The sequence below is a fragment of the Streptomyces sp. NPDC087215 genome, assembly GCF_044744885.1.
In the GTDB taxonomy this organism is placed as follows: domain Bacteria; phylum Actinomycetota; class Actinomycetes; order Streptomycetales; family Streptomycetaceae; genus Streptomyces.
Map to the genome: position 1 here is coordinate 266,538 of NZ_JBIUZD010000003.1, position 22,621 is coordinate 289,158.

Annotated in this window: 23 protein-coding genes; 11 read left to right on the forward strand and 12 right to left on the reverse strand. The window is 69.4% G+C overall.

Annotation, left to right across the window (positions count from 1 at the left end; genetic code table 11):
- Positions 1-125 precede the first annotated feature (125 nt).
- Both ACIO92_RS10720 and ACIO92_RS10725 read left to right on the forward strand, forming a co-directional pair.
- Positions 126-1,022 (forward strand): LysR family transcriptional regulator, encoded by an 897-nt coding sequence (locus ACIO92_RS10720; protein ID WP_366445283.1) that lies wholly within the window; start codon positions 126-128, stop codon positions 1,020-1,022.
- A 35-nt stretch (positions 1,023-1,057) separates the two neighbouring features.
- Positions 1,058-1,537, forward strand: coding sequence for an NUDIX hydrolase (locus ACIO92_RS10725; RefSeq protein ID WP_351783247.1), 480 nt, complete (start codon positions 1,058-1,060; stop codon positions 1,535-1,537).
- Here ACIO92_RS10725 and ACIO92_RS10730 read toward each other — a convergent pair.
- Together ACIO92_RS10730 and ACIO92_RS10735 are read right to left on the reverse strand one after the other, a co-directional pair.
- Complete coding sequence (locus ACIO92_RS10730; RefSeq protein ID WP_402280370.1) at positions 1,480-2,886, reverse strand: globin domain-containing protein; 1,407 nt, start codon at positions 2,884-2,886, stop codon at positions 1,480-1,482. The two genes, ACIO92_RS10725 and ACIO92_RS10730, sit on opposite strands and share 58 nt — an antisense overlap.
- A 5-nt stretch (positions 2,887-2,891) precedes the next feature.
- Entirely contained in the window at positions 2,892-3,545 is a 654-nt protein-coding gene (locus tag ACIO92_RS10735; protein WP_366445282.1) for an HAD-IB family phosphatase, read from the reverse strand.
- Positions 3,546-3,645: 100 nt separating this feature from the next.
- On the opposite strand from ACIO92_RS10735, the gene ACIO92_RS10740 reads away from it, so the two are divergent.
- The 3 genes from ACIO92_RS10740 to ACIO92_RS10750 all read left to right on the forward strand — a co-directional run bounded on the left by ACIO92_RS10740 (position 3,646) and on the right by ACIO92_RS10750 (position 5,621).
- Positions 3,646-4,509, forward strand: a complete 864-nt coding sequence (locus tag ACIO92_RS10740; RefSeq protein WP_402280111.1) for a GNAT family N-acetyltransferase — start codon at positions 3,646-3,648, stop codon at positions 4,507-4,509.
- A 91-nt stretch (positions 4,510-4,600) separates the two neighbouring features.
- Complete coding sequence (locus ACIO92_RS10745) at positions 4,601-5,059, forward strand: MarR family transcriptional regulator (protein WP_366445280.1); 459 nt, start codon at positions 4,601-4,603, stop codon at positions 5,057-5,059.
- Positions 5,060-5,168: 109 nt separating this feature from the next.
- On the forward strand, positions 5,169-5,621 hold the full coding sequence (locus ACIO92_RS10750) for a GNAT family N-acetyltransferase (RefSeq protein ID WP_402280109.1): 453 nt from the start codon (positions 5,169-5,171) through the stop codon (positions 5,619-5,621).
- A 48-nt stretch (positions 5,622-5,669) separates the two neighbouring features.
- Here the strand turns inward: ACIO92_RS10750 and ACIO92_RS10755 are convergent, their stop codons facing one another.
- From ACIO92_RS10755 to ACIO92_RS10765, 3 genes are all read right to left on the reverse strand, one after another.
- On the reverse strand, positions 5,670-7,049 hold the full coding sequence (locus ACIO92_RS10755) for a serine hydrolase domain-containing protein (RefSeq protein WP_402280368.1): 1,380 nt from the start codon (positions 7,047-7,049) through the stop codon (positions 5,670-5,672).
- Positions 7,050-7,400: 351 nt separating this feature from the next.
- Positions 7,401-8,003, reverse strand: coding sequence for a gamma carbonic anhydrase family protein (locus ACIO92_RS10760; protein ID WP_402280107.1), 603 nt, complete (start codon positions 8,001-8,003; stop codon positions 7,401-7,403).
- A gap of 51 nt (positions 8,004-8,054) precedes the next feature.
- On the reverse strand, positions 8,055-8,609 hold the full coding sequence (locus ACIO92_RS10765) for a hypothetical protein (RefSeq protein ID WP_402280105.1): 555 nt from the start codon (positions 8,607-8,609) through the stop codon (positions 8,055-8,057).
- Here ACIO92_RS10765 and ACIO92_RS10770 point away from each other — a divergent pair.
- Entirely contained in the window at positions 8,575-8,844 is a 270-nt protein-coding gene (locus tag ACIO92_RS10770; RefSeq protein WP_402280103.1) for a LysR substrate-binding domain-containing protein, read from the forward strand. The genes ACIO92_RS10765 and ACIO92_RS10770 overlap by 35 nt on opposite strands.
- 236 nt (positions 8,845-9,080) lie before the next feature.
- On the opposite strand, the gene dnaB is transcribed toward ACIO92_RS10770, so the two are convergent.
- Complete coding sequence (gene dnaB, locus ACIO92_RS10775; RefSeq protein WP_366445275.1) at positions 9,081-10,562, reverse strand: replicative DNA helicase; 1,482 nt, start codon at positions 10,560-10,562, stop codon at positions 9,081-9,083.
- Positions 10,563-10,984: 422 nt separating this feature from the next.
- Here dnaB and ACIO92_RS10780 point away from each other — a divergent pair, with 422 nt between their 5' ends.
- Positions 10,985-12,322: an MATE family efflux transporter gene (locus tag ACIO92_RS10780; protein ID WP_402280101.1), complete on the forward strand. Its 1,338-nt coding sequence runs from the start codon at positions 10,985-10,987 to the stop codon at positions 12,320-12,322.
- 147 nt (positions 12,323-12,469) lie between these two features.
- Here the strand turns inward: ACIO92_RS10780 and rplI are convergent, their stop codons facing one another.
- The 4 genes from rplI to rpsF form a co-directional block, all read right to left on the reverse strand.
- Positions 12,470-12,916: a 50S ribosomal protein L9 gene (gene rplI / locus ACIO92_RS10785; RefSeq protein WP_351783263.1), complete on the reverse strand. Its 447-nt coding sequence runs from the start codon at positions 12,914-12,916 to the stop codon at positions 12,470-12,472.
- Between the two features lie 18 nt (positions 12,917-12,934).
- Positions 12,935-13,171: a 30S ribosomal protein S18 gene (rpsR, locus tag ACIO92_RS10790; protein WP_003956534.1), complete on the reverse strand. Its 237-nt coding sequence runs from the start codon at positions 13,169-13,171 to the stop codon at positions 12,935-12,937.
- A gap of 57 nt (positions 13,172-13,228) precedes the next feature.
- Complete coding sequence (locus ACIO92_RS10795; protein ID WP_401235301.1) at positions 13,229-13,831, reverse strand: single-stranded DNA-binding protein; 603 nt, start codon at positions 13,829-13,831, stop codon at positions 13,229-13,231.
- 74 nt (positions 13,832-13,905) lie between these two features.
- The gene (gene rpsF / locus ACIO92_RS10800; RefSeq protein ID WP_015034882.1) at positions 13,906-14,196 is read right to left on the reverse strand and encodes a 30S ribosomal protein S6; all 291 of its coding nucleotides are present in this window, start codon (positions 14,194-14,196) and stop codon (positions 13,906-13,908) included.
- 285 nt (positions 14,197-14,481) lie between these two features.
- On the opposite strand from rpsF, the gene ACIO92_RS10805 reads away from it, so the two are divergent.
- The 3 genes from ACIO92_RS10805 to ACIO92_RS10815 all read left to right on the forward strand — a co-directional run bounded on the left by ACIO92_RS10805 (position 14,482) and on the right by ACIO92_RS10815 (position 17,148).
- The gene (locus ACIO92_RS10805; RefSeq protein WP_366443596.1) at positions 14,482-14,796 is read left to right on the forward strand and encodes a hypothetical protein; all 315 of its coding nucleotides are present in this window, start codon (positions 14,482-14,484) and stop codon (positions 14,794-14,796) included.
- Between the two features lie 119 nt (positions 14,797-14,915).
- Complete coding sequence (locus ACIO92_RS10810) at positions 14,916-16,034, forward strand: peptidoglycan bridge formation glycyltransferase FemA/FemB family protein (protein WP_366443595.1); 1,119 nt, start codon at positions 14,916-14,918, stop codon at positions 16,032-16,034.
- An 82-nt stretch (positions 16,035-16,116) separates the two neighbouring features.
- Positions 16,117-17,148, forward strand: coding sequence for an alanine racemase (locus ACIO92_RS10815; RefSeq protein ID WP_351783271.1), 1,032 nt, complete (start codon positions 16,117-16,119; stop codon positions 17,146-17,148).
- Positions 17,149-17,163: 15 nt separating this feature from the next.
- Here the strand turns inward: ACIO92_RS10815 and ACIO92_RS10820 are convergent, their stop codons facing one another.
- Together ACIO92_RS10820 and ACIO92_RS10825 are read right to left on the reverse strand one after the other, a co-directional pair.
- On the reverse strand, positions 17,164-18,660 hold the full coding sequence (locus tag ACIO92_RS10820; protein ID WP_366443594.1) for a glycosyltransferase 87 family protein: 1,497 nt from the start codon (positions 18,658-18,660) through the stop codon (positions 17,164-17,166).
- Positions 18,661-18,776: 116 nt separating this feature from the next.
- On the reverse strand, positions 18,777-21,530 hold the full coding sequence (locus tag ACIO92_RS10825; protein WP_366443593.1) for a transglycosylase domain-containing protein: 2,754 nt from the start codon (positions 21,528-21,530) through the stop codon (positions 18,777-18,779).
- Positions 21,531-21,899: 369 nt separating this feature from the next.
- Between ACIO92_RS10825 and ACIO92_RS10830 the strand changes: the two genes are divergently transcribed.
- The gene (locus ACIO92_RS10830; RefSeq protein ID WP_366443592.1) at positions 21,900-22,580 is read left to right on the forward strand and encodes a helix-turn-helix transcriptional regulator; all 681 of its coding nucleotides are present in this window, start codon (positions 21,900-21,902) and stop codon (positions 22,578-22,580) included.
- The last annotated feature ends 41 nt before the right edge of the window (positions 22,581-22,621 follow it).

The window sequence follows — 22,621 nt, forward strand, 5'->3', positions numbered from 1 at the left end:
CTGTGTGTCGGTGTCCAATCACGGTAGCGACAGAGGCCTATCGACTTATTTATAGTTGGACGGTCCTGAGGCGCAGTCAGCCGACCGCCTGAGTCGAACGGCCCCACGGCCGGGAGGAGGCGGACATGGATCTGGCCCTGCTGCGCACGTTCGTCACGGTGCACCGGGCCGGTTCCTTCACTCGCGCCGCCGCACTCCTCGGACTCTCCCAGCCGGCCGTCACCAGCCAGATCCGGACCCTGGAACGGCAGCTCGGCCGCCCGCTCTTCCTCAGGCAGGCCCGCGGGGTCACCCCCACCACCGTCGGTGACGAACTCGCCCACCGGGCCGCGCCCCATCTGGACGCCCTCGTCGAGATCGCCGACACCGGTCTCGACCGGGAGAACGGCGTCCGCACCCTCCATCTCGCGGGCCCCCCGGAGTTCACCGCGCTCCGTGTCCTGCCCGCCCTCACCCCTCTGGTCGGTCAGGGTCTCGCCGTCCGGGTGTCCTTCCTCGGGAACACGGAGGAGATCCTCGACGGGCTGGCGGCCGGTCACCACGACCTCGCCGTCACCACCGCCCGCCCCCGGGGCGGACTGCTCGTCGCCACCCCGCTCTGCGACGAGGAGTACGTCCTGGTCGCCGCGCCCCGCTGGGCCACCCGCCTCACCCCCGACGTCCTGCTCGCCAAGGGCGCACTGGTACTGGAGCAGTTACCGGTGGTCGAGGTGCACGAGTCGCTGCCGTTCGTCGCCCGCTACTGGGCGAGCGTCTTCGAGACCAGGCCGACGGCCGCCGCCACCGTCATCGCCCCCGACCTGCGGGCCGTCCGCGACTCCGCGGCCTCGGGCGCGGGTCTGGCCGTGCTCCCCCGCTATCTGTGCGAGGAAGCCCTGGCCCAGGGGCGGCTCGTGGCCCTGCTCGATCCCCCGGTCCCGCCGCTGCGGACCTACTTCCTCGTGGTGCGGACCGGCACGCTCGCGCTGTCACCCCTCGCCCGCGCTCACGAGGGCCTGCTGCGCGCCGCTGCCGCCTGGTGAGTTTCAGTCCCGCCCGAACGGGCCATTTTCTTCCCATGAACGAACGGCCCGTGATCAAACGCACCGCACGCGCCATCCTGCTCGACGGGGACGACCTCGTCCTCATCAAGCGCACCAAGCCGGGGATGGATCCCTACTGGCTCACGCCCGGCGGCGGCGTGGAACCCTCCGACCCCACCGTCGTCGAGGCCCTGCACCGGGAGGTGCACGAGGAACTCGGCGCCAAGATCACCGATGTGGTGCCCTGTTTCGTCGATACCGTCGAGCACATCGTGGACGGCGGCGTCTCCGGGGTGAAGGTCCAGCACTTCTTCGTGTGCAGGCTCGACTCCATGGACACCTCACTGCGTCACGGCCCCGAGATCGAGGAACCGGTCGGCGAGTACGAGATCGTCCGGGTGCCGTTCAGCCGGGTCGGCATCGCCGCCGTGCACCTCGTCCCCCTCTCCCTGCGTCACTACCTCGACGGCAACATCGAGGGCGTCCGTGCCATGCACGCCCCCGACCTGGGCTGATCCACCGGAGTCAGCTCGGCGAGGAAGTCGTGCCGGATGCGCTCGGCGGGGACGCCCGCGCCCCGCAGCACGTCCACGCCCCGCCGGACCATGCCGAGCGGACCCGAGAGATAGGCGTCGCGCTCGTCCCAGGGCCCGAGGCGGCCGATCGCCTCGGGCAGCCGCCCCTGCTCCTCGGTGACCGGATGGACCGAGAGCCACGGGAAGGTCCTCTGGAGCCGCAGCATCGTGTCGATGTCGTAGAGGTCGTGGCCGCTGCGCGCGCCGTAGAAGACATCGACCGGGCGCCGGTCCCCGTGCTCCGCCACATCCTCGACCAGCGCCTTGATCGGTGCTATCCCGGTTCCCCCGCCGAGGCAGAGCAGCCCGGTGTCCGTGGCGTGGTCGACGGTCATGGAACCGGCCGGGGGACCGATCCGGAGGACGTCCCCCGGGCGGGCCCGGTGGACCAGCGCGTTGGACACCCAGCCGGCCGGGACCGCCTTGACGTGGAGGGAGATCAGCCCGTCGGGCCGGGGCGCGGAGGCGAACGAGTAATGCCGCCAGACCCGGGGCCACCACGGGGTCTCCAGCGTCGTGTATTGCCCCGCCAGGAAACGGTACGGCTGATCGGGCCGGAGCGTGACGACGGCGATGTCCGGGGTGCGCAGGTCGTGGGAGACGACCTCGGCCTGCCACCAGGCGGGCGCCGAGCGCTCGTCCACCGCCGCCGCGTCGATCATGATCTGCGAGATCGTCGTGTACGTACGGACCCAGGCCGCCTCGGTCTCCTGGTCCCAGCTCGTCGTCGCGTACCGCGAGAGCGCCCCGATGAGCGCCTCGCCGACGGCCGGGTAGTGCCCGGCGTGCGTGCCGTACTTACGGTGCCCCCGGCCGAGGTTCTCCAGGTACGCGGTGAGCACCGGGGTGTCGTCGAGGTGCTCCGCCGCCGTCAGGAGGGCCTGCAGGAGCCGGTCCCGCTGGGTGTCCATGGCGGCCGGGAACATCTCGCGCAGCGCGGGGTTCCCGATGAAGAGCAGGGCGTAGAAGTACGAGGTCACCCGGTCGGCGATCGGTGCGATCTCTGCCAGGGTGCGGCGGACGAGCAACGCGTCGGCGGACGCTCCCCCGGCTGTCCGGGGCTCGTTCCCGTCCGTCGGAACTTCCCCCGGGCGATCCCGTAACGGTGTCCCGTACGTGTCCGTCACCCCGGACCCGCGGGCGTCCACGGCCTCCGGAGCCCTCGTGGTGGTCGGAGCGTCCATCATGTGCCTCGCCCTCGCGCTGGCCTGGCTTCCGTGCTCGAAGCATGAGCCCCTTCGGCAGCGGCCCGGACGGAAAGTGGCGTTCTCGGGCCAGAGAGCGGGGATTCTGGTTAAGCTGCGCGGTTTCGGACCAGGGCGTAGGCCTCGCGCAGATCTCCTCCCGTGTAGCTGTGCCGCGACAATCCGGCGAGATGGTGGTCCGCGTTCACCGCCACGGTGTCCGGCACGCTCGCGAAGAGCTCCGCGTCGGACATCGAGTCCCCGTAGGCGACACAGTCGGCCGCGTCGATCCCGTACTCCGCGCAGAGTCGCCGTGCGATCCGTACCTTCGCCCCGGCGTCGAGGATGCCGGGCCGGTGGATCTGCTCGGTGAAGGGAACGGCCGGCCAGTGTGAACCGTGCGTCGCGTCGGCGCCCCAGTCGAGCAGCCGCTCCACGAAGAAGTCGGGCGAGAGGGAGATCACCGCACAGCGGTCACCCCGCTCCCTGATGTCGGCCCAGACCTCACGGATGCCGTCGAGCCAGGGCGCCCCTTCGAAGGCGGCCGTGACCTGTGCCACGGTCAGCTCGGACCAGAGGGCGCGGGCCCGGACGGCGAACTCGTCCGGGGTGAGCCCGCGCAGGAAGCCTTCTTCCAGGGCCGCGATCTCCTCGACCAGACCGAGCTGGCGGGAGATCTCCACAGCGGCGGCCGACCCCCGGATCAGTGTGCCGTCGAGGTCGAAGAGATGGAGGCGTCGCTTGCGGGGTTTCACGTGAAACATCGTGCTTGTCCCACAGCATGGAATCAACGCCCCTTCGGATCTCGGTCAGATCCCCTGAAACGGTGGACGGAAGATCACTCCATCGGACAGCCTGGACGACATGCCGATCTCCCCCACCGCTCTCGTTCAGCTCCCTGTCCGGCGTCTCACCTCGAACGACCTCCTCGCCTGCGCCGACCTCTCCGAGAACCGGGGCTGGCCGCGCGAAGAGCACAAGTGGGGCCTGCTGCTCACGGCGGGAACCGGGTACGGCATCGACGACCCCGACGGCTCCGGGCTGGCCGCCTGCTCCGTCGTCACCTCCTACGGTCCCGGGCTCTCGGCGATCGGCATGATGCTCGTCGCCGAGCGCTACGCGCGCCAAGGCGTGGGACGTCGGCTCATGCGACACGTCCTGACGGAGATCGGGGACACCCCGGCCACCCTGTACGCCACGGCGAACGGGCAACCGCTGTACGAGCAGCTCGGTTTCGCGGAGATCAGCCGGTCCGAGATGGTCCGGGGCCGCTTCACCTTCGCCGAACCCGCCCCCGCCGTCACGGTCCGCCCGGCCACGGCGGACGACCTTCCGGCGATCCTGCGTCTGGACCACGAGATCTTCGGCCTCGACCGGACGCACATCATCACCCGGCTCCCCGCGTTCGCGGACCACCTCCGGGTCGCGGAGGGGAACGGCGGGCTCACCGGCTTCGCGGCGATCTGGCCCAACATGGACACCCATGTCGTCGGACCGCTGATCGCCGAGGACCCGGACACCGCAAAGGCACTGATCGCCTCACTGGCCGCGGCGACCGATCGACCGCTCCGCACGGACATCGATGTGCGCCACGCCTCCCTCCTGACCTGGCTCAAGGGGAACGGAATCGATCCGATCGCCAACAACTCGGTGATGGTCCACGGCCTTCCCGACCTCCCCGGCGACCAGCTCCGCCGCTTCGCACCCCTGACGGTCGCAGCCGGATAGCGCACACCCCGAGAATTACTTGCACGCGCGCACTATTGCGTCGCATCGTCTACCCTTGGCCGGGAAGCCACTCCGGCGTCGAGGAGAGAGCATGACCGCGACGGACCCCGCACTCACCGCGCTGTCCCAGCGCTGGTGTGCCCTCAGCCTGCTGCACGGCCGGATCGAGTCGCACATCGAGCGCGCTCTGGAGAGCCGCCACGGTCTGAGCGTGCGCGAGTACTCCCTCCTCGACGTCCTCGGCCGCCAGCACAACGGGCCCGGCGGGCACCTTCAGATGAAGCAGGTCGCCGACGCGGTCGTCCTCAGCCAGAGCGCCACCACCCGGCTGGTCACCCGCCTCGAAGACCGGGGACTGCTCACCCGGTACCTCTGCACCACCGACCGGCGCGGCATCTACACGGACGTCACCGAAACCGGGCAGAAGCTCCTCGACGAAGCCCGCCCCACCAACGACAACGCACTGCGCGAAGCCCTCGACGAGGCAGCGAAGAACCCGGAACTGACAGCACTGGTCCAGGTGCTGGAGGGCCAGGCCACCCCCGCGTGATCAGGACGTCTTCCCTGTGATCGGGTCGGGCCGCCTCTCCGTCGCACGGTGATCAGCGACGATTCGGCCGAAGGCGCCACGGCAGACGCTCCCGCGTACTCTGCGGGGCATGAGCGATCTTGAGATACGGCCCACGACCGCAGGGGACATCCCCGCCATCGTCGCGATGCTCGCGGACGACCCGCTGGGCGCACAAAGAGAGTCCCCCGAAGACCTCACGCCGTACTTCGCGGCCTTCGAAGCCCTCGCGGACGACCCCCACCAGCATCTCGTGGTGGCCGTCCGCGGGGGCCAGGTCGTGGGAACCCTCCAGCTGACGGTGATCCCGGGACTCTCCCGCCGGGGCACCGTCCGCTCGATCATCGAGGCCGTACGCGTCCGCGCGGACGAGCGCGGCAGCGGTCTCGGGACCCGGCTCATCGAGTGGGCCGTCGAGGAGTCCCGGCGCCTGGGCTGCAAGCTCGTCCAGCTGACCTCCGACGTCAGTCGTACGGACGCCCACCGCTTCTACGAGCGTCTCGGCTTCGAGGCCTCCCACGTGGGCTTCAAGAAGAGCCTCTGACGCACTCCCGGACGAGGGGGTGTTTCACGTGAAACACCCCCCTACGACTCAGAGACCGCGCCAGCCCGCCTCATCCACCCCACCCGGAACCGCGTCCGCGGGGGCGTAGGGCTCCCGCGTGAAGACGAACGAGCCGAGGTCGAGATGGCTGACGCCGCCGTCGGCACGCCGTACGACCCGGAGGGTCTCCCCCTCGTAGTAGCCGTTCAGCCCGACCCAGCCGCCCTCGGGCAGCGCCCGGAAACTCGCCCCGCGCCCGACACCCCGCAGAGGTTCGAAGACGCCACTCCGCTCGGGTCCGACGCGCAGCCCGTAGGCATACGTGCCCCAGTACCAGGGGCCGGTCAGCGACAGCAGCTCCTCGTCGACCTCACCTTCGGGAAGCGGCCTCCAGGGCTCGGGGAAGCGCGGCTCTGCCTCCGCCACGATCTGAACGAGATCGGCGGCCACGGCCCCCGGCTGCGGCCCCGAGGTGGCATTGGCGAGGGTGATCCCCGCCAGACCCTCCTCCACGCACACCCACAGAGCCGCGAGGAAGCCCGGGAGCGAACCGGTGTGACCGATGAAGGTCCGGCCGTCCCGGCGCGCCAACTGGAGACCGAGCCCGTAGCTCAGCTCCCACTCCCCCTCGGCCCCCGGCGCGCCCGGAGCTCGCATCTCCTCCACGGCGGCGGCGGCGAGCACCCGCTCGTCACCCGCCGCGAGGAAGGTGGCGAACCGGGCGAGGTCCGCCGCCGTCGACCACAGCTGCCCGGCAGATGCCATCAGACCCAGGTCCTCGGACGGCTCGGGCAGCATCACATCGGCCCAGGGGTGCACTGCCCAGCCACCGGCGTGCGGGGCGACCGGCTCCGGCGTCGTCCGGTCCATCCCCAGGGGTTCCAGGATCTCGCTGCGCAGAGCCTCGGTCCAGGGCACCCCGCGCACGGCCTCGACCAGCGAACCGAGAAGGGTGTAGCCCGGGTTGGAGTAGTGGTGGCGGCGCCCAGGAGCCCTCAGGAACGGCTGATCCCCCAGCACGTCGGAGAGCTCGGGCCGCAACGCGGCCGAGGACCGCTCCCACCACGCACCGGGTGTCTCGGCGGCGAGACCGCCACTGTGCCCGAGGAGTTGGGCGATCGTCACCTCGCCGACGCCCGTGCCCTTGAGATGCCGCTCCAGCGGATCGTCGAGCCCCAGGAGCCCCTCGTCCCGCAGTCGCATCACCAGCACGGCGGTGAACACCTTGGTGATGGAGCCGATCCTGAACTGTGTGTTCGCGTCCGGCGCGTGCCCGTCCACGCAGCTGCGCGACCCGCTCCACACCAGCACCCCGTCCCGCACCACGGCCCCCACCACCGAGGGAGCCCGGCCCTCGGCCTGGGCGACGGCGACCCGATGCGACAGCGCCCGTTCGGTTCCGGGCAACAGCCCGTCGAATGAAGTCATCATGCCCCCATCCAACGCCACCCCCGGCGACCCAGGCCTCCCCGTCCGCAGAAACCTCCCGAAGGCTCAGCCGCTCCACCCCGGGACGGCCCACCGGCCCGCCGGCCGAAGCAGAAGGCCGAGCCCCCTCACCCCGAGCGGTCCGCGCCGGACGGGAACCGTCCGGGGCGCCGCTGCCAGGGGCGTGTAGGGTCTCGCCGATCGCGGCATAGGTCGTGCTCGCCGACCAGCAGCTCTTCCGCTGCCTCAGGTCGATGGCACAGCCGCTCAGTCTCACGAACGTGGCACTTCCTTGTGGTGTCCGCTTACCGGGTGTTCTTCAACCCTGGACCCACGCGCTCCAGGCGGGGCTCAGATCTGGTGGTCGTCGCTGTGGCGGCCGAGGCTGCGGCCGAAGCGTTCGGAGATGGCGGGCATCAGGCTCTGGCCTTCGCCAGGCCGGTCCAGGCCGAAGACGTAGCCGGGGAAGTCGAGCTCCTTCTGCACTTCCCCGATCCCGTCGTGGTCCTCCGGCGGGAGGATGCGCGCTGGGTCGCCGACGGCGACCCAGCCGATCGGCACCGTCGAGTCGGCGGGCAGGACCGTGCGCAGGTGCACGATGCCGTTGATCCGTACCTCAGAGCAGGTCCCGATCCGTGCTCCGTTGAAGGCGCGGCTGCCGGTGGCCAGGAAGACCTCGTCCTCGACCCGGCAGCCGGTCAGACAGGAGGTGGGGCCCACCAGAACCTGCCGCCCCAGGACCAGCGGATCCCGTCGGGTGCCACGTAGGACCGCGTTCTCCATGACGATGCAGCCTTCGCCCAGCTCCACCGGCCCGTCCTCGGCGGTGAGCACCGCACCGAACAGCACCCGGCACCCGGCTCCCACGCGCACGTCCCCGCACAGCGTGGCGTTCGGAGCGACATAGGCCGTGGGGTGGTCGGAGGGCGAACGGCCCTCATGAGCGAGAAGCATGGCCGCGATCAGCCGTCCTTTCGTATGCCTGCCGATGTCTGCGACATACGGTCATGAGGGCCGGGCGCTGGTCAGCGCGTCGACCAGCCGGGCGAACTCGGCACGCTGCCGGGCGGTCAGCGTGGCGTAGAGCGGCGCCTGCAGCTCGTCCGTGAGCCGCTCGGCGCGCTGCCAGCGGGGAATCAGAGCCGCGGCGGCCGGACCCGGCTCGCGCCAGCCGTAGTGGGTCGCCTGCTCGACGCCGAGGTTGACGACCATCGCCTCCCGGGCGCTCAGCCCGGACAGGCGTACTGCCGCGAGATGGCAGGCACCGCGGTGTTCCCGCAGGACGTGGATACGCTGCATCGCCGCTCCGACCGGATCGTCGCCGGGCACGGGCTGCGCGCGCCAGTCGGCGAACAGGGGCAGCGCGTCGGCGTCGGCGGCGTCGATCAGCCGCTGCGCCAGGCAGTTGAAGCGCTCCACGTCTGCGTCGGCGGGAATATGGGCGCGTCCCCACGTCCGGACCGCCTCTGCGTAGCAGGCGGCGGCCTCCTCCGCCAACATGGCGGGCCGGCCGTCCCGCCAGCCGGTGGCGACGAGATCGGGGCCGAGGAACCCCTGCACCGCCCAGCTCACCCTCGCCCGGTCCGGCCTCGCCACCGCGCTCGTCCCCCGGACGGCCATCGACCCGGCCACGCCAGGAATCCGCGCGGCCCCCATCGACGACCACCCGATCCAGCGCCTCCTGTTCGCCGCGACCCGCCACACCGAAACGACCAACCCGACCACCGCAGCCGTCATCGCGGCGCTCCGCAAAGCAGCGCGGCAGAACCGCACCACGCACCTCCCGCCGACCTGAGAACAGGACCGGACGCAACGGGCGAACAGGGCCAGGACGCCAGCCCATCGCGTCCTTGGCAGCCCCCTGATGGCCATGGCGCCAGCGCGGCAACCACGACGGTGCCAGCCTCGCGCAGAGTCACCCAGCAGGCGAGGCACTCGCCCCGCGAATCTCAGATGGATGGCACAAGTGCCAAAGCGGTGCCATTGCGGCTGAGACTGTGCCGCGAATCTTGAGACCCTACAAGCGGACCGTCAGGTCTGTGCCATGTCGACGAAGCGGGAGTAGTGGCCCTGGAAGGCGACGGTGATGGTGGCCGTCGGGCCGTTTCGGTGCTTGCCCACGATGATGTCGGCCTCGCCCGCGCGCGGGGACTCCTTCTCGTAGGCGTCCTCGCGGTGGAGCAGGATCACCATGTCGGCGTCCTGCTCGATGGAGCCGGACTCACGCAGGTCGGAGACCATCGGCTTCTTGTCGGTGCGCTGTTCGGGTCCACGGTTCAGCTGGGAGAGCGCGATCACGGGCAGCTCCAGCTCCTTGGCGAGGAGCTTGAGGTTTCGCGACATGTCCGAGACCTCCTGCTGACGGCTCTCCTGCCGCTTCGAGCCACCCGACTGCATCAGCTGGAGGTAGTCGATGATGACGAGCTTGAGGCCGTTGCGCTGCTTGAGCCGACGGCACTTCGCACGGATCTCCATCATCGACAGGTTCGGGGAGTCGTCGATGAAGAGCGGCGCCTGCGAGACGTCCGGCATCCGGCGGGCCAACCGCGTCCAGTCCTCGTCGGTCATCGTTCCGGAGCGCATGTGGTGGAGCGCGACCCGCGCCTCGGCCGAGAGCAGACGCATCGCGATCTCGTTGCGGCCCATTTCGAGGGAGAAGATGACGCTGGGCAGGTTGTGCTTGATGGACGCCGCCCGCGCGAAGTCCAGGGCGAGCGTCGACTTACCCATGGCGGGACGGGCCGCGATGATGATCATCTGACCGGGATGGAGGCCGTTGGTGAGCGAGTCGAGATCGGTGAAGCCGGTCGGCACACCCGTCATCTCGCCGCTGCGGGAGCCGATCGCCTCGATCTCGTCGAGCGCCCCCTCCATGATGTCGCCGAGCGGCAGGTAGTCCTCGGTGGTGCGCTGCTCGGTGACCGCGTAGATCTCGGCCTGGGCCGAGTTCACGATCTCGTCGACGTCCCCGTCGGCCGCGTATCCCATCTGCGTGATCTTGGTCCCGGCCTCCACGAGACGCCGCAGGACGGCCCGCTCGTGGACGATCTCCGCGTAGTACGAGGCGTTGGCCGCCGTCGGCACCGACTGGACCAGGGTGTGGAGGTAGGAGGCACCGCCGACACGGGTGATCTCGCCGCGCTTGGTGAGCTCCGCGCCGACCGTGATCGGGTCGGCGGGCTCACCCTTGGCGTAGAGGTCGAGGACCGCCGCGTAGACGGTCTCGTGCGCGGGCTTGTAGAAGTCGTGGCCCTTGATGATCTCGACGACGTCCGCGATGGCGTCCTTGGAGAGCAACATGCCGCCGAGGACCGACTGCTCGGCGTCGAGATCCTGCGGCGGAACGCGTTCGAAGCCGGAGAGCCCACCGTCCCAGGGACCGTCGCCCCCGCGCTCGTGCTGGTCATCACGCCCTCGTCCGCGACCACGCCCCTCACCCCGGGTACGGGTGGGCAGCCGGTCACTCGGTCCGCTGTCCGCCCAGGGGTCGTCCATCGGCTCGGGAACGCTCACCAAGCACCTCTTCCCGTCCGCTCCGCGGACCTCGCCGTGCCACTCTTCCTTACGCCACGCCCTGATCGACGAGTGGCTGCGCGACCGTTTCTGGCGCGTCGGGCGCCGGACCACGGTAGGCCCGCGAGGGGCATCAGCCAATCTGGTTATCCACAGGCCCTGTGGGTGAAGGCCCCAATACTGTGGAGAACTCCCCGGAACCTGTGCACGGAGCGGGGGACAGTCATGTGGACAAACTCATAGGGGCCCCCTCAACACCGCTCTGACCTGCAATTTCACCATCCACCGGCTGTGGGGGAGAAAAACTTTCCCCCCCGGATCAAGATCAGAACAAACGGCCCACACCCGAAGCGCTCCCCTCTCGACAAGTAAGGGATGAGATGTCATTGCATCTCTTACCTGTGGAAGATTAGATTGCCCCCATGACCCAGGCCTCCGCGACCTCCAGAGCCGTCCGCCGGCAGCACGACCGAGAGATCGTCTCCCTCGCCCTGCCCGCGTTCGGCGCCCTGGTCGCCGAGCCTCTCTTCCTCATGGTCGACAGTGCCATCGTCGGGCACCTCGGCACGCCGCAACTCGCGGGTCTCGCGATCGCCGCCGCTCTGCTCTCCACCGCCGTCAGCGTCTTCGTCTTCCTCGCCTACGCCACCACCGCCGCCGTCTCCCGACGCGTCGGCGCGGGTGACATCGCCGCCGCCATCCGACAGGGCATGGACGGCATCTGGCTCGCGGTCCTCCTCGGTGCCGCCGTCGTCGCCTTGACCTTCCCCACGGCACCCTGGCTCGTGAACGTCTTCGGTGCCTCCGACACCTCGGCCCCCTACGCGATCACCTACCTGAGGATCTCCAGCCTCGGCATTCCGGCGATGCTGGTGGTCCTGGCCGCCACGGGCGTCCTGCGCGGCCTCCAGAACACCCGTACACCGCTCTACGTGGCCATCGGCGGCTTCGCGGCCAACGGCGCCCTCAACCTCGGACTGGTCTACGGAGCGGGTCTCGGCATCGCCGGTTCCGCCTGGGGCACCGTCATAGCCCAGTACGGCATGGCCGCCGTCTACCTCGTCGTGGTCGTCCGGGGCGCCCGTCGCCACGGGGCCTCCCTCCGTCCTGACACGGCCGGCATCCGCGCCTCCGCCCAGGCAGGCGTTCCTCTCCTGGTCCGTACGCTCTCGCTCCGCGCGGTCCTGATGATCGCCACAGCCGTCGCGGCACGGATGGGAGACGCGGAGGTCGCCGCCCACCAGATCATCCTGTCCTTGTGGAGCCTGATGGCCTTCGCCCTCGACGCGATCGCCATCGCGGGCCAGGCCATCATCGGGCGGTACCTCGGTGCGGGCGACACCGACGGCGCCCGTCAGGTCTGCCGCCGCATGGTCCAGTGGGGCGTGATCTCCGGAGTGGTCCTCGGCGCGCTGCTGATCCTGGCCCGCCCCCTCTTCGTACCGCTCTTCACCGGTGACACCACCGTCCAGGACACCCTGCTCCCCGCCCTGCTCGTGGTCGCGGTCTCCCAGCCGATCTCCGGGGTCGTCTTCGTCCTCGACGGCGTTCTGATGGGCGCGGGGGACGGCCCCTACCTGGCCTGGGCCATGCTGCTGACCCTGGCCGTCTTCGCCCCGGTCGCCCTTCTGGTTCCCGCGCTCGGCGGCGGACTGACCGCCCTCTGGTGGGCGATGACCCTGATGATGTCGGTCCGTATGGCGACGCTCTGGCTGCGGGCCCGCTCCGGCCGCTGGATCGTCACGGGCGCCACCCGCTGACGTTCCACGTGAAACACCCCTTCATGGAACATCCGAATGTTTCACGTGAAACGTGACGCACAGAGCAGGGCACCACACAGCGGAAGGGCCGCACCCCGAGGGGTACGGCCCTTCCTCACTGCTGAGCGCAGACTGCCCGGGGCAGCGTTACGCGGCGACGACCTCGACGCCGAGCTTCGCGGCAACCTCGGGGTGCAGACGCACGGACACCTGGTGCGAGCCCAGGGTCTTGATCGGCGAACCGAGCTCGACGCGACGCTTGTCGACGTCGGGGCCACCCGCGGACTTGATCGCCGTGGCGATGTCGGCCGGGGTCACGGAGCCGAAGAGACGGCCGGCGTCGCCGGAGCGAACGGCCAGGCGCACCTTCGTACCCTCGAGCCGGGCCTTGATCTCGTTGGCCTGCTCGATGGTCGCGATCTCGTGGATCTTGCGGGCGCGGCGGATCTGCGCCACGTCCTTCTCGCCACCCTTGGTCCAGCGGATCGCGAAACCACGCGGGACCAGGTAGTTGCGAGCGTAGCCGTCCTTGACGTCGACGACGTCGCCAGCGGCACCGAGGCCAGAAACCTCGTGGGTCAGGATGATCTTCATTGGTCGGTCACCCTTTCCTTATCGCGCGGTGGACGTGTAGGGCAGCAGCGCCATCTCACGGCTGTTCTTGACGGCCGTGGCGACGTCACGCTGGTGCTGCGTGCAGTTGCCGGTCACGCGGCGGGCACGGATCTTGCCGCGGTCGGAAATGAACTTCCGCAGCATGTTCGTGTCCTTGTAGTCCACGTACACGGTCTTGTCCTTGCAGAACGCGCAGACCTTCTTCTTAGGCTTGCGCACAGGCGGCTTCGCCATGGTGTTTCTCCTGTGTGATCAAGAAGTGGGGGTACGAGCTGCTTCCGGGGCTTCGTCCTAGAAGGGAGGCTCGTCCGAGTAGCCGCCGCCGGCGCTGCCGCCGCTGGAGTTTCCACCCCAGCTGCCGCCTCCGCCGCCCTGCTGCTGACCGCCGGAGGGGCTGCCGGTCGCCCACGGGTCGTCGGCGGGAGCACCGCCGCCACCCTGCTGGCCACCGCCGCTGGAGTTTCCACCCCAGCTGCCGCCTCCGCCGCCCTGCTGCTGACCGCCGCCGTAGCCGCCCTGGCCGCCTCGACCGGTGGTCTTGGTGACCTTGGCCGTGGCGTTCTTGAGGCTGGGGCCGACTTCCTCGACGTCCAGCTCGTAGACCGTGCGCTTGACGCCCTCACGGTCCTCGTAGGACCGCTGCTTCAGCCGGCCCTGCACGACGACGCGCATGCCTCGCTGAAGCGACTCCGCGACGTTCTCCGCCGCCTGACGCCAGACCGAGCAGGTCAGGAAGAGGCTTTCGCCGTCCTTCCACTCATTGGTCTGACGGTCGAAGGTGCGGGGGGTGGACGCGATACGGAACTTCGCGACCGCCGCACCGGACGGGGTGAAGCGCAGCTCGGGGTCGTCGACAAGATTGCCGACGACCGTGATGACGGTCTCGCCTGCCATGGGGGTACCTCTCGGCGGGATTGCTTCTGGCTGCTTTGCTGCTACTCGGACCCGATGACCTCTGAGCTAGAAGCTCAGTGGGTCTCGGGACGGAGGACCTTGGTCCGGAGGACCGACTCGTTCAGGTTGAGCTGGCGGTCGAGCTCCTTGACGACCGCAGGCTCGGCCTGCAGGTCGATGACCGAGTAGATGCCCTCGGGCTTCTTCTTGATCTCGTAGGCGAGACGACGACGGCCCCAGGTGTCGACCTTCTCGACCTTTCCGTTGCCCTCACGGACGACAGAAAGGAAGTTCTCGATCAGCGGGGAGACAGCGCGCTCCTCGAGATCGGGGTCGAGGATGACCATCACTTCGTAGTGACGCATGTGGAACCCACCTCCTTTGGACTCAGCGGCCACGGTCGTTCCGTGGCAGGAGGGTCGTGATGCGTGCGCAACGGTATCGGCGACCACTGACGGTCCACCCCCGTGAACGAGGGAGGAACCACCGATCCAGGACGGACCAGGGCAGACACCGCTGCAGACCGTACAGACTACCCGCACATCGGCCTGCGGTTGAAATTCACCGGTGAGGGGACGCAATCTGTACACAACGGATGACGGCGGCGCTAGGATGCGCCGCCTTCCGGCAAGCACGCCAGGAGGTGCCCCATGGCACAGGCAATGCGACCCGACCCCGGCCACTCCCTCTTCGCGACCGACGGCAAGCCCCATCCGATCCAGGACACCCTGGTCGGAGTGACACTGGTGCTGGGCGTCCTCGCCTTCGCCACCGCTCAGTTCTCCAACCTGCACCTGCTGAGTTCCTGGGCAGGCCTGGTCGGCATCGTGACCGGCGGCTACGGGCAGTTCATCTCCGTGACCACCCGCGAACGCTTCCTGCTGATCATCGGCCTCGGCATGTCCGCGGTGGGCTTCTTCCTCGGAATGGCCCACGGCGGACTCTTCGGCGGCGTCATCGGCTAGGCCGAGCGGCACGTCAGGGCATACGCGCCCCTCCGGGGCGCTCCTCGGTCACAGTAGGCTTCGGCGCGAGAGCCGGAGCCCCTGACCGATGGGGACACACCTGCCGAGGAGCGCCCCGTATGAGCCTGACCCTGAGGACCATCAGTCGTGAGCAGCATCTGGCATTCATCCAGAGCCAGCCCGCCGCGAGTCACTGCCAGGTCCCGGCGTGGGCTGATGTGAAGACGGAGTGGCGCTCGGAGAACCTCGGCTGGTTCGACAAGGCCGGCGAGCTCGTGGGCGTCGGTCTCGTGCTCTACCGCCAGCTTCCGAAGATCAAGCGCTATCTGGCCTACCTGCCCGAGGGCCCGGTCATCAACTGGCACGCGCCGAACCTCGACGACTGGCTCCAGCCGATGCTGGCGCACCTCAAGCAGCAGGGCGCCTTCTCCGTGAAGATGGGCCCGCCGGTCGTCATCCGGCGCTGGAACTCGGCCGCCATCAAGTCCGGCATCCAGGACCCGGACGTCAAGCGCCTCAAGGACGTCGAGGCCTCCCACATCGAGCCGCGCGCCTTCGAAGTCGCGGACCGGCTGCGGAGGATGGGCTGGCAGCAGGCCGAGGACGGCGGGGCCGGCTTCGGCGACGTACAGCCCCGGTACGTCTTCCAGGTGCCGCTGGCGAACCGCTCGCTCGACGATGTCCTCAAGGGCTTCAACCAGCTGTGGCGCCGGAACATCAAGAAGGCCGAGAAGGCCGGTGTCGAGGTCGTCCAGGGCGGCTACGAGGACCTGGCCGAGTGGCAGCGGCTGTACGAGATCACGGCCGTCCGGGACCACTTCCGGCCGCGCCCGCTCTCGTACTTCCAGCGCATGTGGACCGTCCTCAACAGCGAGGACCCCAACCGCATGAGGCTGTACTTCGCGCGGCACGAGGGCGTGAACCTCTCCGCGGCGACGATGCTCGTCGTCGGCGGACACGTCTGGTACTCCTACGGTGCCTCCGACAACATCGGCCGTGAGGTCCGGCCCTCGAACGCGATGCAGTGGCGCATGTTGCGCGACGCGTACGCGATGGGCGCGACCGTCTACGACCTGCGGGGCATCTCCGACTCGCTCGACGAGACCGACCACCTCTTCGGTCTCATCCAGTTCAAGGTGGGCACGGGCGGCGAGGCCGTCGAGTACGTCGGCGAGTGGGACTTCCCGCTGAACAAGCTGCTGCACAAGGCCCTCGACATCTACATGTCGCGCCGCTGACCCGTGTCGTACCGCTGACGGTTCCGTAGTCTCGTACATATCTTTGAATCACCGCTGCCATCAGAAAGGTTCCGGGCCGACCATGGCGCTCTCCCTCTACGTCGACACCGCTCGCTGGCGCGCGCACCAGAAGAGCGTCCTCGACCAGTTCCCGGGGGTCATCCCGGTCTGCAAGGGCAACGGATACGGCTTCGGCCACGAGCGCCTCTCGGAGGAGGCCGCCCGGTTCGGTGCCGACATGCTCGCCGTGGGCACCACCTACGAAGCCGCGCGCATCAAGGACTGGTTCAGTGGCGACCTGCTGGTCCTGACCCCGTTCCGTCGGGGTGAGGAACCGGTTCCGCTGCCCGACCGGGTCGTCCGTTCCGTGTCGTCCGTCGACGGGGTGCACGCCCTCGTGGGCGCCCGGGTCGTCATCGAGTGCATGAGCTCGATGAAGCGGCACGGCGTCCGCGAGGAGGAGCTCCCGCAGCTCCACGCCGCCATCGAGGACGTACGTCTGGAGGGCTTCGCGCTGCACCTCCCGCTGGACCGGCCGGACGGCACCGACGCCGTCGAGGAGGTCATCGGCTGGATGGACCGGCTGCGGGCCGCCCGACTGCCGCTGCACACCCTGTTCGTGAGCCATCTGCGGGCCGAGGAGCAGGCCAGGCTCCAGCAGCAGTTCCCGCAGACCCGGTTCCGGGCGCGGATCGGCACCCGGCTGTGGCTGGGGGACCACGAGTCCACGGAGTACCGGGGATCCGTCCTCGACGTGACCCGGGTCACGAAGGGCGACCGCTTCGGCTACCGCCAGCAGAAGGCGGCGTCGGACGGCTGGCTGGTCGTCGTCGCCGGTGGCACCTCGCACGGTGTGGGCCTGGAGGCGCCCAAGGCGATGCACGGCGTCATGCCGCGTGCCAAGGGTGTCGCGCGGGCGGGTCTGGCCACCGTGAACCGGAACCTGTCGCCGTTCGTCTGGGCCGGGAAGCAGCGCTGGTTCGCCGAGCCGCCGCACATGCAGGTGTCGATCCTGTTCGTGCCCGCGGACGCGCAGGAGCCCCGGGTCGGCGACGAACTGGTGGCGCATCTCCGCCACACCACGACGCAGTTCGACCGGCTCGTCGAGCGCTGAGCCGGCCGGTCCCGCTCACCCCCGGGGGGTCTCCTCCCCGGGGGTTCCCCATGCCACCCGCCGTGCCCCGGCCGGGGACGGCGGCAGGGCCCTGCCCGCGGCGACGACGTCCTCCGCGCCGTCCAGGACGCCTCCGGAGGGGTCGTCCGAGCCGTCCTGCCGGACGGGGTCCTTCTCGGGCTTGAGGATGTCCCGTACGACCATCACGCACAGGTACAGGGTGCCGAGCAGGTGCAGGACGATCGCGAACTGGTAGCCGTCGACCGGCAGGCCCTGCTTGTTGCCGCTGGTGGTGAACGCCAGGTACATCCAGACGCCGACGAAGTACATGACCTCGCACGCCTGCCAGATCAGGAAGTCGCGCCAGCGCGGCCGGGCGAGGGCCGCCAGCGGGACCAGCCACAGGACGTACTGCGGTGAGTAGACCTTGTTGGTCAGGACGAACGCGGCGACGACCAGGAACGCCAGCTGTGCGAAACGGGGCCTGCGGGGCGCCGTGAAGGCCAGGTAGGCGAGGCCCGCGACCGCCACCAGCATGAGCACCAGGGCGTACAGGTTGGCCCGCTCCGGCGGGATGCCCTGGCCCGTGCGCTGGCTGATCAGCAGCCAGACCGAGCCGAAGTCGACGTTCCGGTCCCGGCTGAAGAGGTAGAACTGCTTCCAGCCCTCCGGGGCGAGCAGCATCACGGGCAGGTTCACCACCAGCCACGCCCCGGCCGCGCCGAGCACGGCGGTGCCGAACTCGCGCCACTTCCCGGCCCGCCAGCAGAGCAGGAGCAGCGGGCAGAGGAGCAGGGCGGGGTAGAACTTGGCGGCGGTCGCGAGGCCGAGCAGGACGCCGAAGGCGAGCGGCCGCTCGCGCGACCACATCATGACGGCGGCGGCGGTCAGGGCGACGGCCAGCAGGTCCCAGTTGATCGTGGCGGTGAGCGCGATCGAGGGCGCCAGGGCGACGAGCAGGCCGTCCCAGGGACGCAGCCGGTGGGTGCGGGCCACACAGACCGCGAGAACGGCCGCGCAGACCATCAGAAGGCCCGCGTTGGCCAGCCAGTATCCCTGCTCGCGCTGCATGGTGCCGCCGCCGCCCGGCGTCAGCCAGGCCGCGACCTCCATGAACAGCCCGGTGAGGACGGGGTACTCCAGGAACGGTATGTCGCCGCCCAGCCGGTCGAAGTAGGGGACCAGGCCGTCCGCGAAGCCCCGCCCCGTGAAGAGGTGCGGGATGTCCGAGTAGCAGGCGTGGGTGTACTGGGAGGTCGTGCCGCGGAACCAGGCCCAGTTGTAGCAGGGGAGCTTCTGCACCATGCCGAGGGCGAACATGCCGATGGCCACGAGGGCGATCACCCGCACCGGGGTCACCTGTCCGGTGCCGGTCGCGGCCCGGCGGCCGTAGGGGCCACCGATCAGTTCGCTGCCCGCGGCGGCCACTTCGTCCCGGCGGGTGGGGGCGACCGTCCGAGAGCGGCCTTGCGGCCGGTGCTGCGGCGCGCTCGTCTTCTGGAGGCTCGGCATGGGGGACATCCTGCCGTACGTCCCCGGGAATGCGGCGAGGGCCGCTGCGGCCGGCCCCGTACGGAAGGTACGGAGCGGCCGCGACGGCCCTCGGGGAGTGCGCCGGTGGAGCCGGATCAGGGGACCCAGGACCCGTCACCGGGTCTCCCCGGTCCGCCGCTTCCGTTCCCCGGCCCGTTGCCGTCCGTAGGTGTGTCGGTCGGTGTCGGTGTGTCGGTCGGGGGTGGTGTGGTGGTGGGCTGCCCCGTGTTGCCCCCCGGGTTGCCCGGGTTGTTGCACTCCCAGTCCCAGACACCGCACGTCGTCTTGGTCGGCTTGGGCGTCGTGGTCGTCGGGGGGGTCGTCGTGGGGGTGGCCGGGGGAGTCGTCGTCGGCGTCGCGGTCTCGGTGGGAGTCGGCGTGGGGGTCGGCGACGGGGTCGGACTGGTGGCGCCGCCGCCGTAGACCGGCTCGGCGTTGTCCAGGTCCATCGGCTCGGGGAACTTGACCTTCGGCATCCCCTCGACCGCCGTGGTCATGTAGTCCTTCCAGATCCGCGACGGGAACGACGAGCCGTGGATCTTCGGCTGGTCACCCGTGCCGTACATCTCCTCGAACTCGCGGTTCTTCTTCGTCTCGTCGTCGTCGAAGCGGTACATGTCGATCGCGGTCGACAGCTGCGCGGTGTAGCCGACGAACCAGGCCGACTTGTTGCCGTCGGTGGTACCGGTCTTGCCCGCCACGTCGCGGCCCGGGATGGCGGCCTTGCGGCCGGTGCCCTTCGGGTCCTCCACGACGTCCCGGAGGATGTCGGTGACGTTGCTGGCGATGGCCGGGGAGAAGGCCTCGTTGGACTTCGTCTTGTGCACGTAGATGTCATCGGCGCCCTTGCGGACCTTCTTCACCGAGAACGGCTCGTTCTGCTCACCGCTGTTGGCGAAGGTCGCGTAGGTGCCCGCCATCCGGATCGCGCTCGGACTGGAGATGCCGAGCGAGAACGAGGGCACCTCGCCCTGGACGAGCGAGTCCTTGCGCAGACCGGCGGAGATCGAGGCCTCGCGGACCTTGTCGATGCCGACGTCCATGCCGAGCTGGACGTACGGCGAGTTCGCCGAGCGGATCATGGCCTCACGAAGGGTCATGTCGCCGTAGCTCGCGCCGTCGTCATTGGTCTGGCGCCACTCGTCGCCCTTCTCGTTGTGCCAGATGTCGCCGTCGTAGCGGCGGACCTGCAGCTTGTCCTTGCCGGAGTAGCGGCTCTTGTCCGGATTGACGAGCGTCCGGGAGGACTCGTCCTGGACGGGACCCAGCTTCGGATCGCGCACGCCGTACTTCATCGCGGCGGCCAGCACGAAGGGCTTGAACGTCGAGCCGACCTGGGCACCGGTCGTGTCGGCGTTGTTGGTGAAGTGCTTGGTGGCGTCGACACCGCCGTAGATCGCGACGATCGCACCGGTCTTCACGTCCACCGAGGCGCCACCGAACTGCACGTTGGTGTCGGTCTTCGGCCGCTTCTTCGGGTCGATGTACTCGTCGAGGATCTTCGAGACGGACTTCTCCAGAGCCTGCACCTTCGGCTTCTGGAAGGTGGTGTAGATCTCGAAGCCGCCGCGCTCCAGCTCCTTGGCCCCGATGCCCTGGTCGTTGCTGTTGATGAAGTTCGCCTTGGCCGTGCTGACGAGGTAGCCGATCTGGCCGGTCAGCTGGGCGTCCTGCTTGCGCTTCTGGACCTTCGGGAAGGTCGTGTACTTGGCGCGCTCCTCGGCGGTGATCTTCTTGTCGTTGAGCATCTCGTCGAGGATCCACTTCCACCGCTTGGTGGCGCGGTCGAGGTTCTTCTCGGGAGTGGCTTCGGGGTCGTACTCCGGATAACCGGCCGGGTCGTAGTACGTCGCGCCCTTCAGGACGGCGGCGAGCAGCGCCGACTCGCTGGCGTTGAGCTGCTCCGCGTCCTTGTCGAAATAGGCGCGGGCCGCCGCCTGGATCCCGTAGGCACCTCGTCCGTAGTACGCGGTGTTCAGGTATCCGGCCATGATGTCGGACTTCTCGAGCTCGTTGCCGACCTTCATGGAGATGAAGAGTTCCTTCACCTTCCGGGTGACGGTCTGCGACTGGTCGTTGAGCCGGTTGTTCTTCACGTACTGCTGGGTGATGGTCGACCCGCCCTGGGTGTCACCGCCCTTGGCCATGTTCCACACGGCGCGGCCGATGCCCATCGGGTCGATGCCCAGGTCGTCCCAGAAGGTCTTGTTCTCGGCCGAGACCACGGCCTCCTGCATGATCTTCGGGATTCTCTCGATGCCGATGATCTGCCGGTTGGCGCCACTGCCGGTCGCGACCATGCGGGTGCCGTCGTCCCAGTAGTAGATGTTGTTCTGGGAGGTCGCGGTCGCGTCTTCCTTCGGGATGGCCACGTTGTAGTACGCGAAGACCGAGCCGCCCATCAGGATGCCCAGCCCGACCAGGAACGTGCCCGTCACGAGCTTCCACGACGGCATCCAGCGACGCCATCCGTACTTTCCGTGACGGGGGTAGTCGATGATCCGCTTCTTGCCCGGCGGAGGCCCGCCGGAGCCCCTCCCGGGACCGCTGCCGCGGCCTCCGCCGCCGCCACCGCGCCGGCCACCGCCGGGGCCACCGGGGCCCGTGTCGGCGCCCTTCCTGCGGCCGCCCCGCTGGGCGGCCCTGCGGGCCTCCGCGCGGCCCCCGTAGGGGCGCGGCTCCTCTCCGGCGGGAGAAGAAGGTCCGTACGAGGCCGACGGGGCCTCCGTACCGACGTCCTGGGCCGGGGCCGACCTGCGGCCCATCGGCTGCTGGGCAGCGCGCCGTGCCGCCGCGCGACCGCCTGTGGGCGGCTGCTGCGGCGGCATTTTGCGACGGTGCTCGCTCATCGAACGACTACTCCTCGGGCAGGCGCGTACGCCTGGAAGCGGCAGTTGAGTTCCGGTCCCCCCGAAATGCGCACGGCCGGAACCTCATCGGAGGCTCCTCCGTGACGCAGCCGGTCACCCGCAGCACTGACGCCCGGCGGCATCTCTCGGTTCCCGGTGGTCATGCCGCACAGACTACGCACGGCCAAAACCCGTCCAGGACCGGACTTCCCCTCAAATCAGGCAAGTCGATCCCTGTGAATCGATGATGTGACGCCGGTCACGGCGCCCCCACTTGTCGAGGCTCTCGGCCCGTTCTATCGTGCTGATGTATCGACTCGATACATCAGCACGGCATAAGGGTCCCGTGGACGGAGGAGGAGGCGACGAATGAGCAGACGCTCCGGCATTCTCGAGTTCGCCGTTCTCGGCCTGCTGCGCGAGGCCCCCATGCACGGATACGAGCTGCGGAAGCGCCTCAACACCTCGCTGGGCGTCTTCCGGGCGTTCAGCTACGGGACGCTGTACCCCTGCCTCAAGACGCTGGTCGCCAACGGCTGGTTGATCGAGGAACCGGGCAGTGCTCTTGAGGACGCCCTCGCCGCTTCGCTCGCGGGACGCCGGGCCAAGATCGTCTACCGGCTGACCCCGGCAGGCAAGGATCACTTCGAGGAACTGCTCTCCCACACCGGCCCGGACTCCTGGGAGGACGAGCACTTCGCCGCACGCTTCGCCTTCTTCGGGCAGACCGAGCGCGAGGTGCGGATGCGCGTCCTGGAGGGCCGCCGCAGCCGGCTGGAGGAGCGCCTGGAGAAGATGCGCGCCTCTCTGGCCCGTACCCGCGAGCGCCTCGACGACTACACGCTTGAGCTGCAGCGCCACGGCATGGAATCCGTGGAGCGCGAAGTGCGCTGGCTGAACGAGCTCATCGAGAGCGAGCGGGCGGGACGGGACCAGCGTTCCGGTCCCGGTGCCCCCGCTCTGCACGACAACGATTCTGGAGAGACGGGCGGCCTGCCCCGGCACGGGGGCAGTACCCGGCCGGATCCGTCCGACGACACCGCCAAGTGAAGCCCGCGCACAGCAGGGCTTCCACGATTACACAGGGAGCA

What these genes read in the sequence shown, in the direction of transcription:
- ACIO92_RS10720 (WP_366445283.1), top strand. Translation starts at nt 126, where the DNA reads ATGGATCTGGCCCTGCTGCGCACGTTCGTCACGGTGCACCGGGCCGGT.
- ACIO92_RS10725 (WP_351783247.1), top strand. Translation starts at nt 1,058, where the DNA reads ATGAACGAACGGCCCGTGATCAAACGCACCGCACGCGCCATCCTGCTC.
- ACIO92_RS10735 (WP_366445282.1), bottom strand. Translation starts at nt 3,545, where the DNA reads ATGTTTCACGTGAAACCCCGCAAGCGACGCCTCCATCTCTTCGACCTC.
- ACIO92_RS10740 (WP_402280111.1), top strand. Translation starts at nt 3,646, where the DNA reads ATGCCGATCTCCCCCACCGCTCTCGTTCAGCTCCCTGTCCGGCGTCTC.
- ACIO92_RS10745 (WP_366445280.1), top strand. Translation starts at nt 4,601, where the DNA reads ATGACCGCGACGGACCCCGCACTCACCGCGCTGTCCCAGCGCTGGTGT.
- ACIO92_RS10750 (WP_402280109.1), top strand. Translation starts at nt 5,169, where the DNA reads ATGAGCGATCTTGAGATACGGCCCACGACCGCAGGGGACATCCCCGCC.
- ACIO92_RS10755 (WP_402280368.1), bottom strand. Translation starts at nt 7,049, where the DNA reads ATGACTTCATTCGACGGGCTGTTGCCCGGAACCGAACGGGCGCTGTCG.
- ACIO92_RS10760 (WP_402280107.1), bottom strand. Translation starts at nt 8,003, where the DNA reads ATGCTTCTCGCTCATGAGGGCCGTTCGCCCTCCGACCACCCCACGGCC.
- ACIO92_RS10780 (WP_402280101.1), top strand. Translation starts at nt 10,985, where the DNA reads ATGACCCAGGCCTCCGCGACCTCCAGAGCCGTCCGCCGGCAGCACGAC.
- rplI (WP_351783263.1), bottom strand. Translation starts at nt 12,916, where the DNA reads ATGAAGATCATCCTGACCCACGAGGTTTCTGGCCTCGGTGCCGCTGGC.
- rpsR (WP_003956534.1), bottom strand. Translation starts at nt 13,171, where the DNA reads ATGGCGAAGCCGCCTGTGCGCAAGCCTAAGAAGAAGGTCTGCGCGTTC.
- ACIO92_RS10795 (WP_401235301.1), bottom strand. Translation starts at nt 13,831, where the DNA reads ATGGCAGGCGAGACCGTCATCACGGTCGTCGGCAATCTTGTCGACGAC.
- rpsF (WP_015034882.1), bottom strand. Translation starts at nt 14,196, where the DNA reads ATGCGTCACTACGAAGTGATGGTCATCCTCGACCCCGATCTCGAGGAG.
- ACIO92_RS10805 (WP_366443596.1), top strand. Translation starts at nt 14,482, where the DNA reads ATGGCACAGGCAATGCGACCCGACCCCGGCCACTCCCTCTTCGCGACC.
- ACIO92_RS10810 (WP_366443595.1), top strand. Translation starts at nt 14,916, where the DNA reads ATGAGCCTGACCCTGAGGACCATCAGTCGTGAGCAGCATCTGGCATTC.
- ACIO92_RS10815 (WP_351783271.1), top strand. Translation starts at nt 16,117, where the DNA reads ATGGCGCTCTCCCTCTACGTCGACACCGCTCGCTGGCGCGCGCACCAG.
- ACIO92_RS10820 (WP_366443594.1), bottom strand. Translation starts at nt 18,660, where the DNA reads ATGCCGAGCCTCCAGAAGACGAGCGCGCCGCAGCACCGGCCGCAAGGC.
- ACIO92_RS10825 (WP_366443593.1), bottom strand. Translation starts at nt 21,530, where the DNA reads ATGAGCGAGCACCGTCGCAAAATGCCGCCGCAGCAGCCGCCCACAGGC.
- ACIO92_RS10830 (WP_366443592.1), top strand. Translation starts at nt 21,900, where the DNA reads ATGAGCAGACGCTCCGGCATTCTCGAGTTCGCCGTTCTCGGCCTGCTG.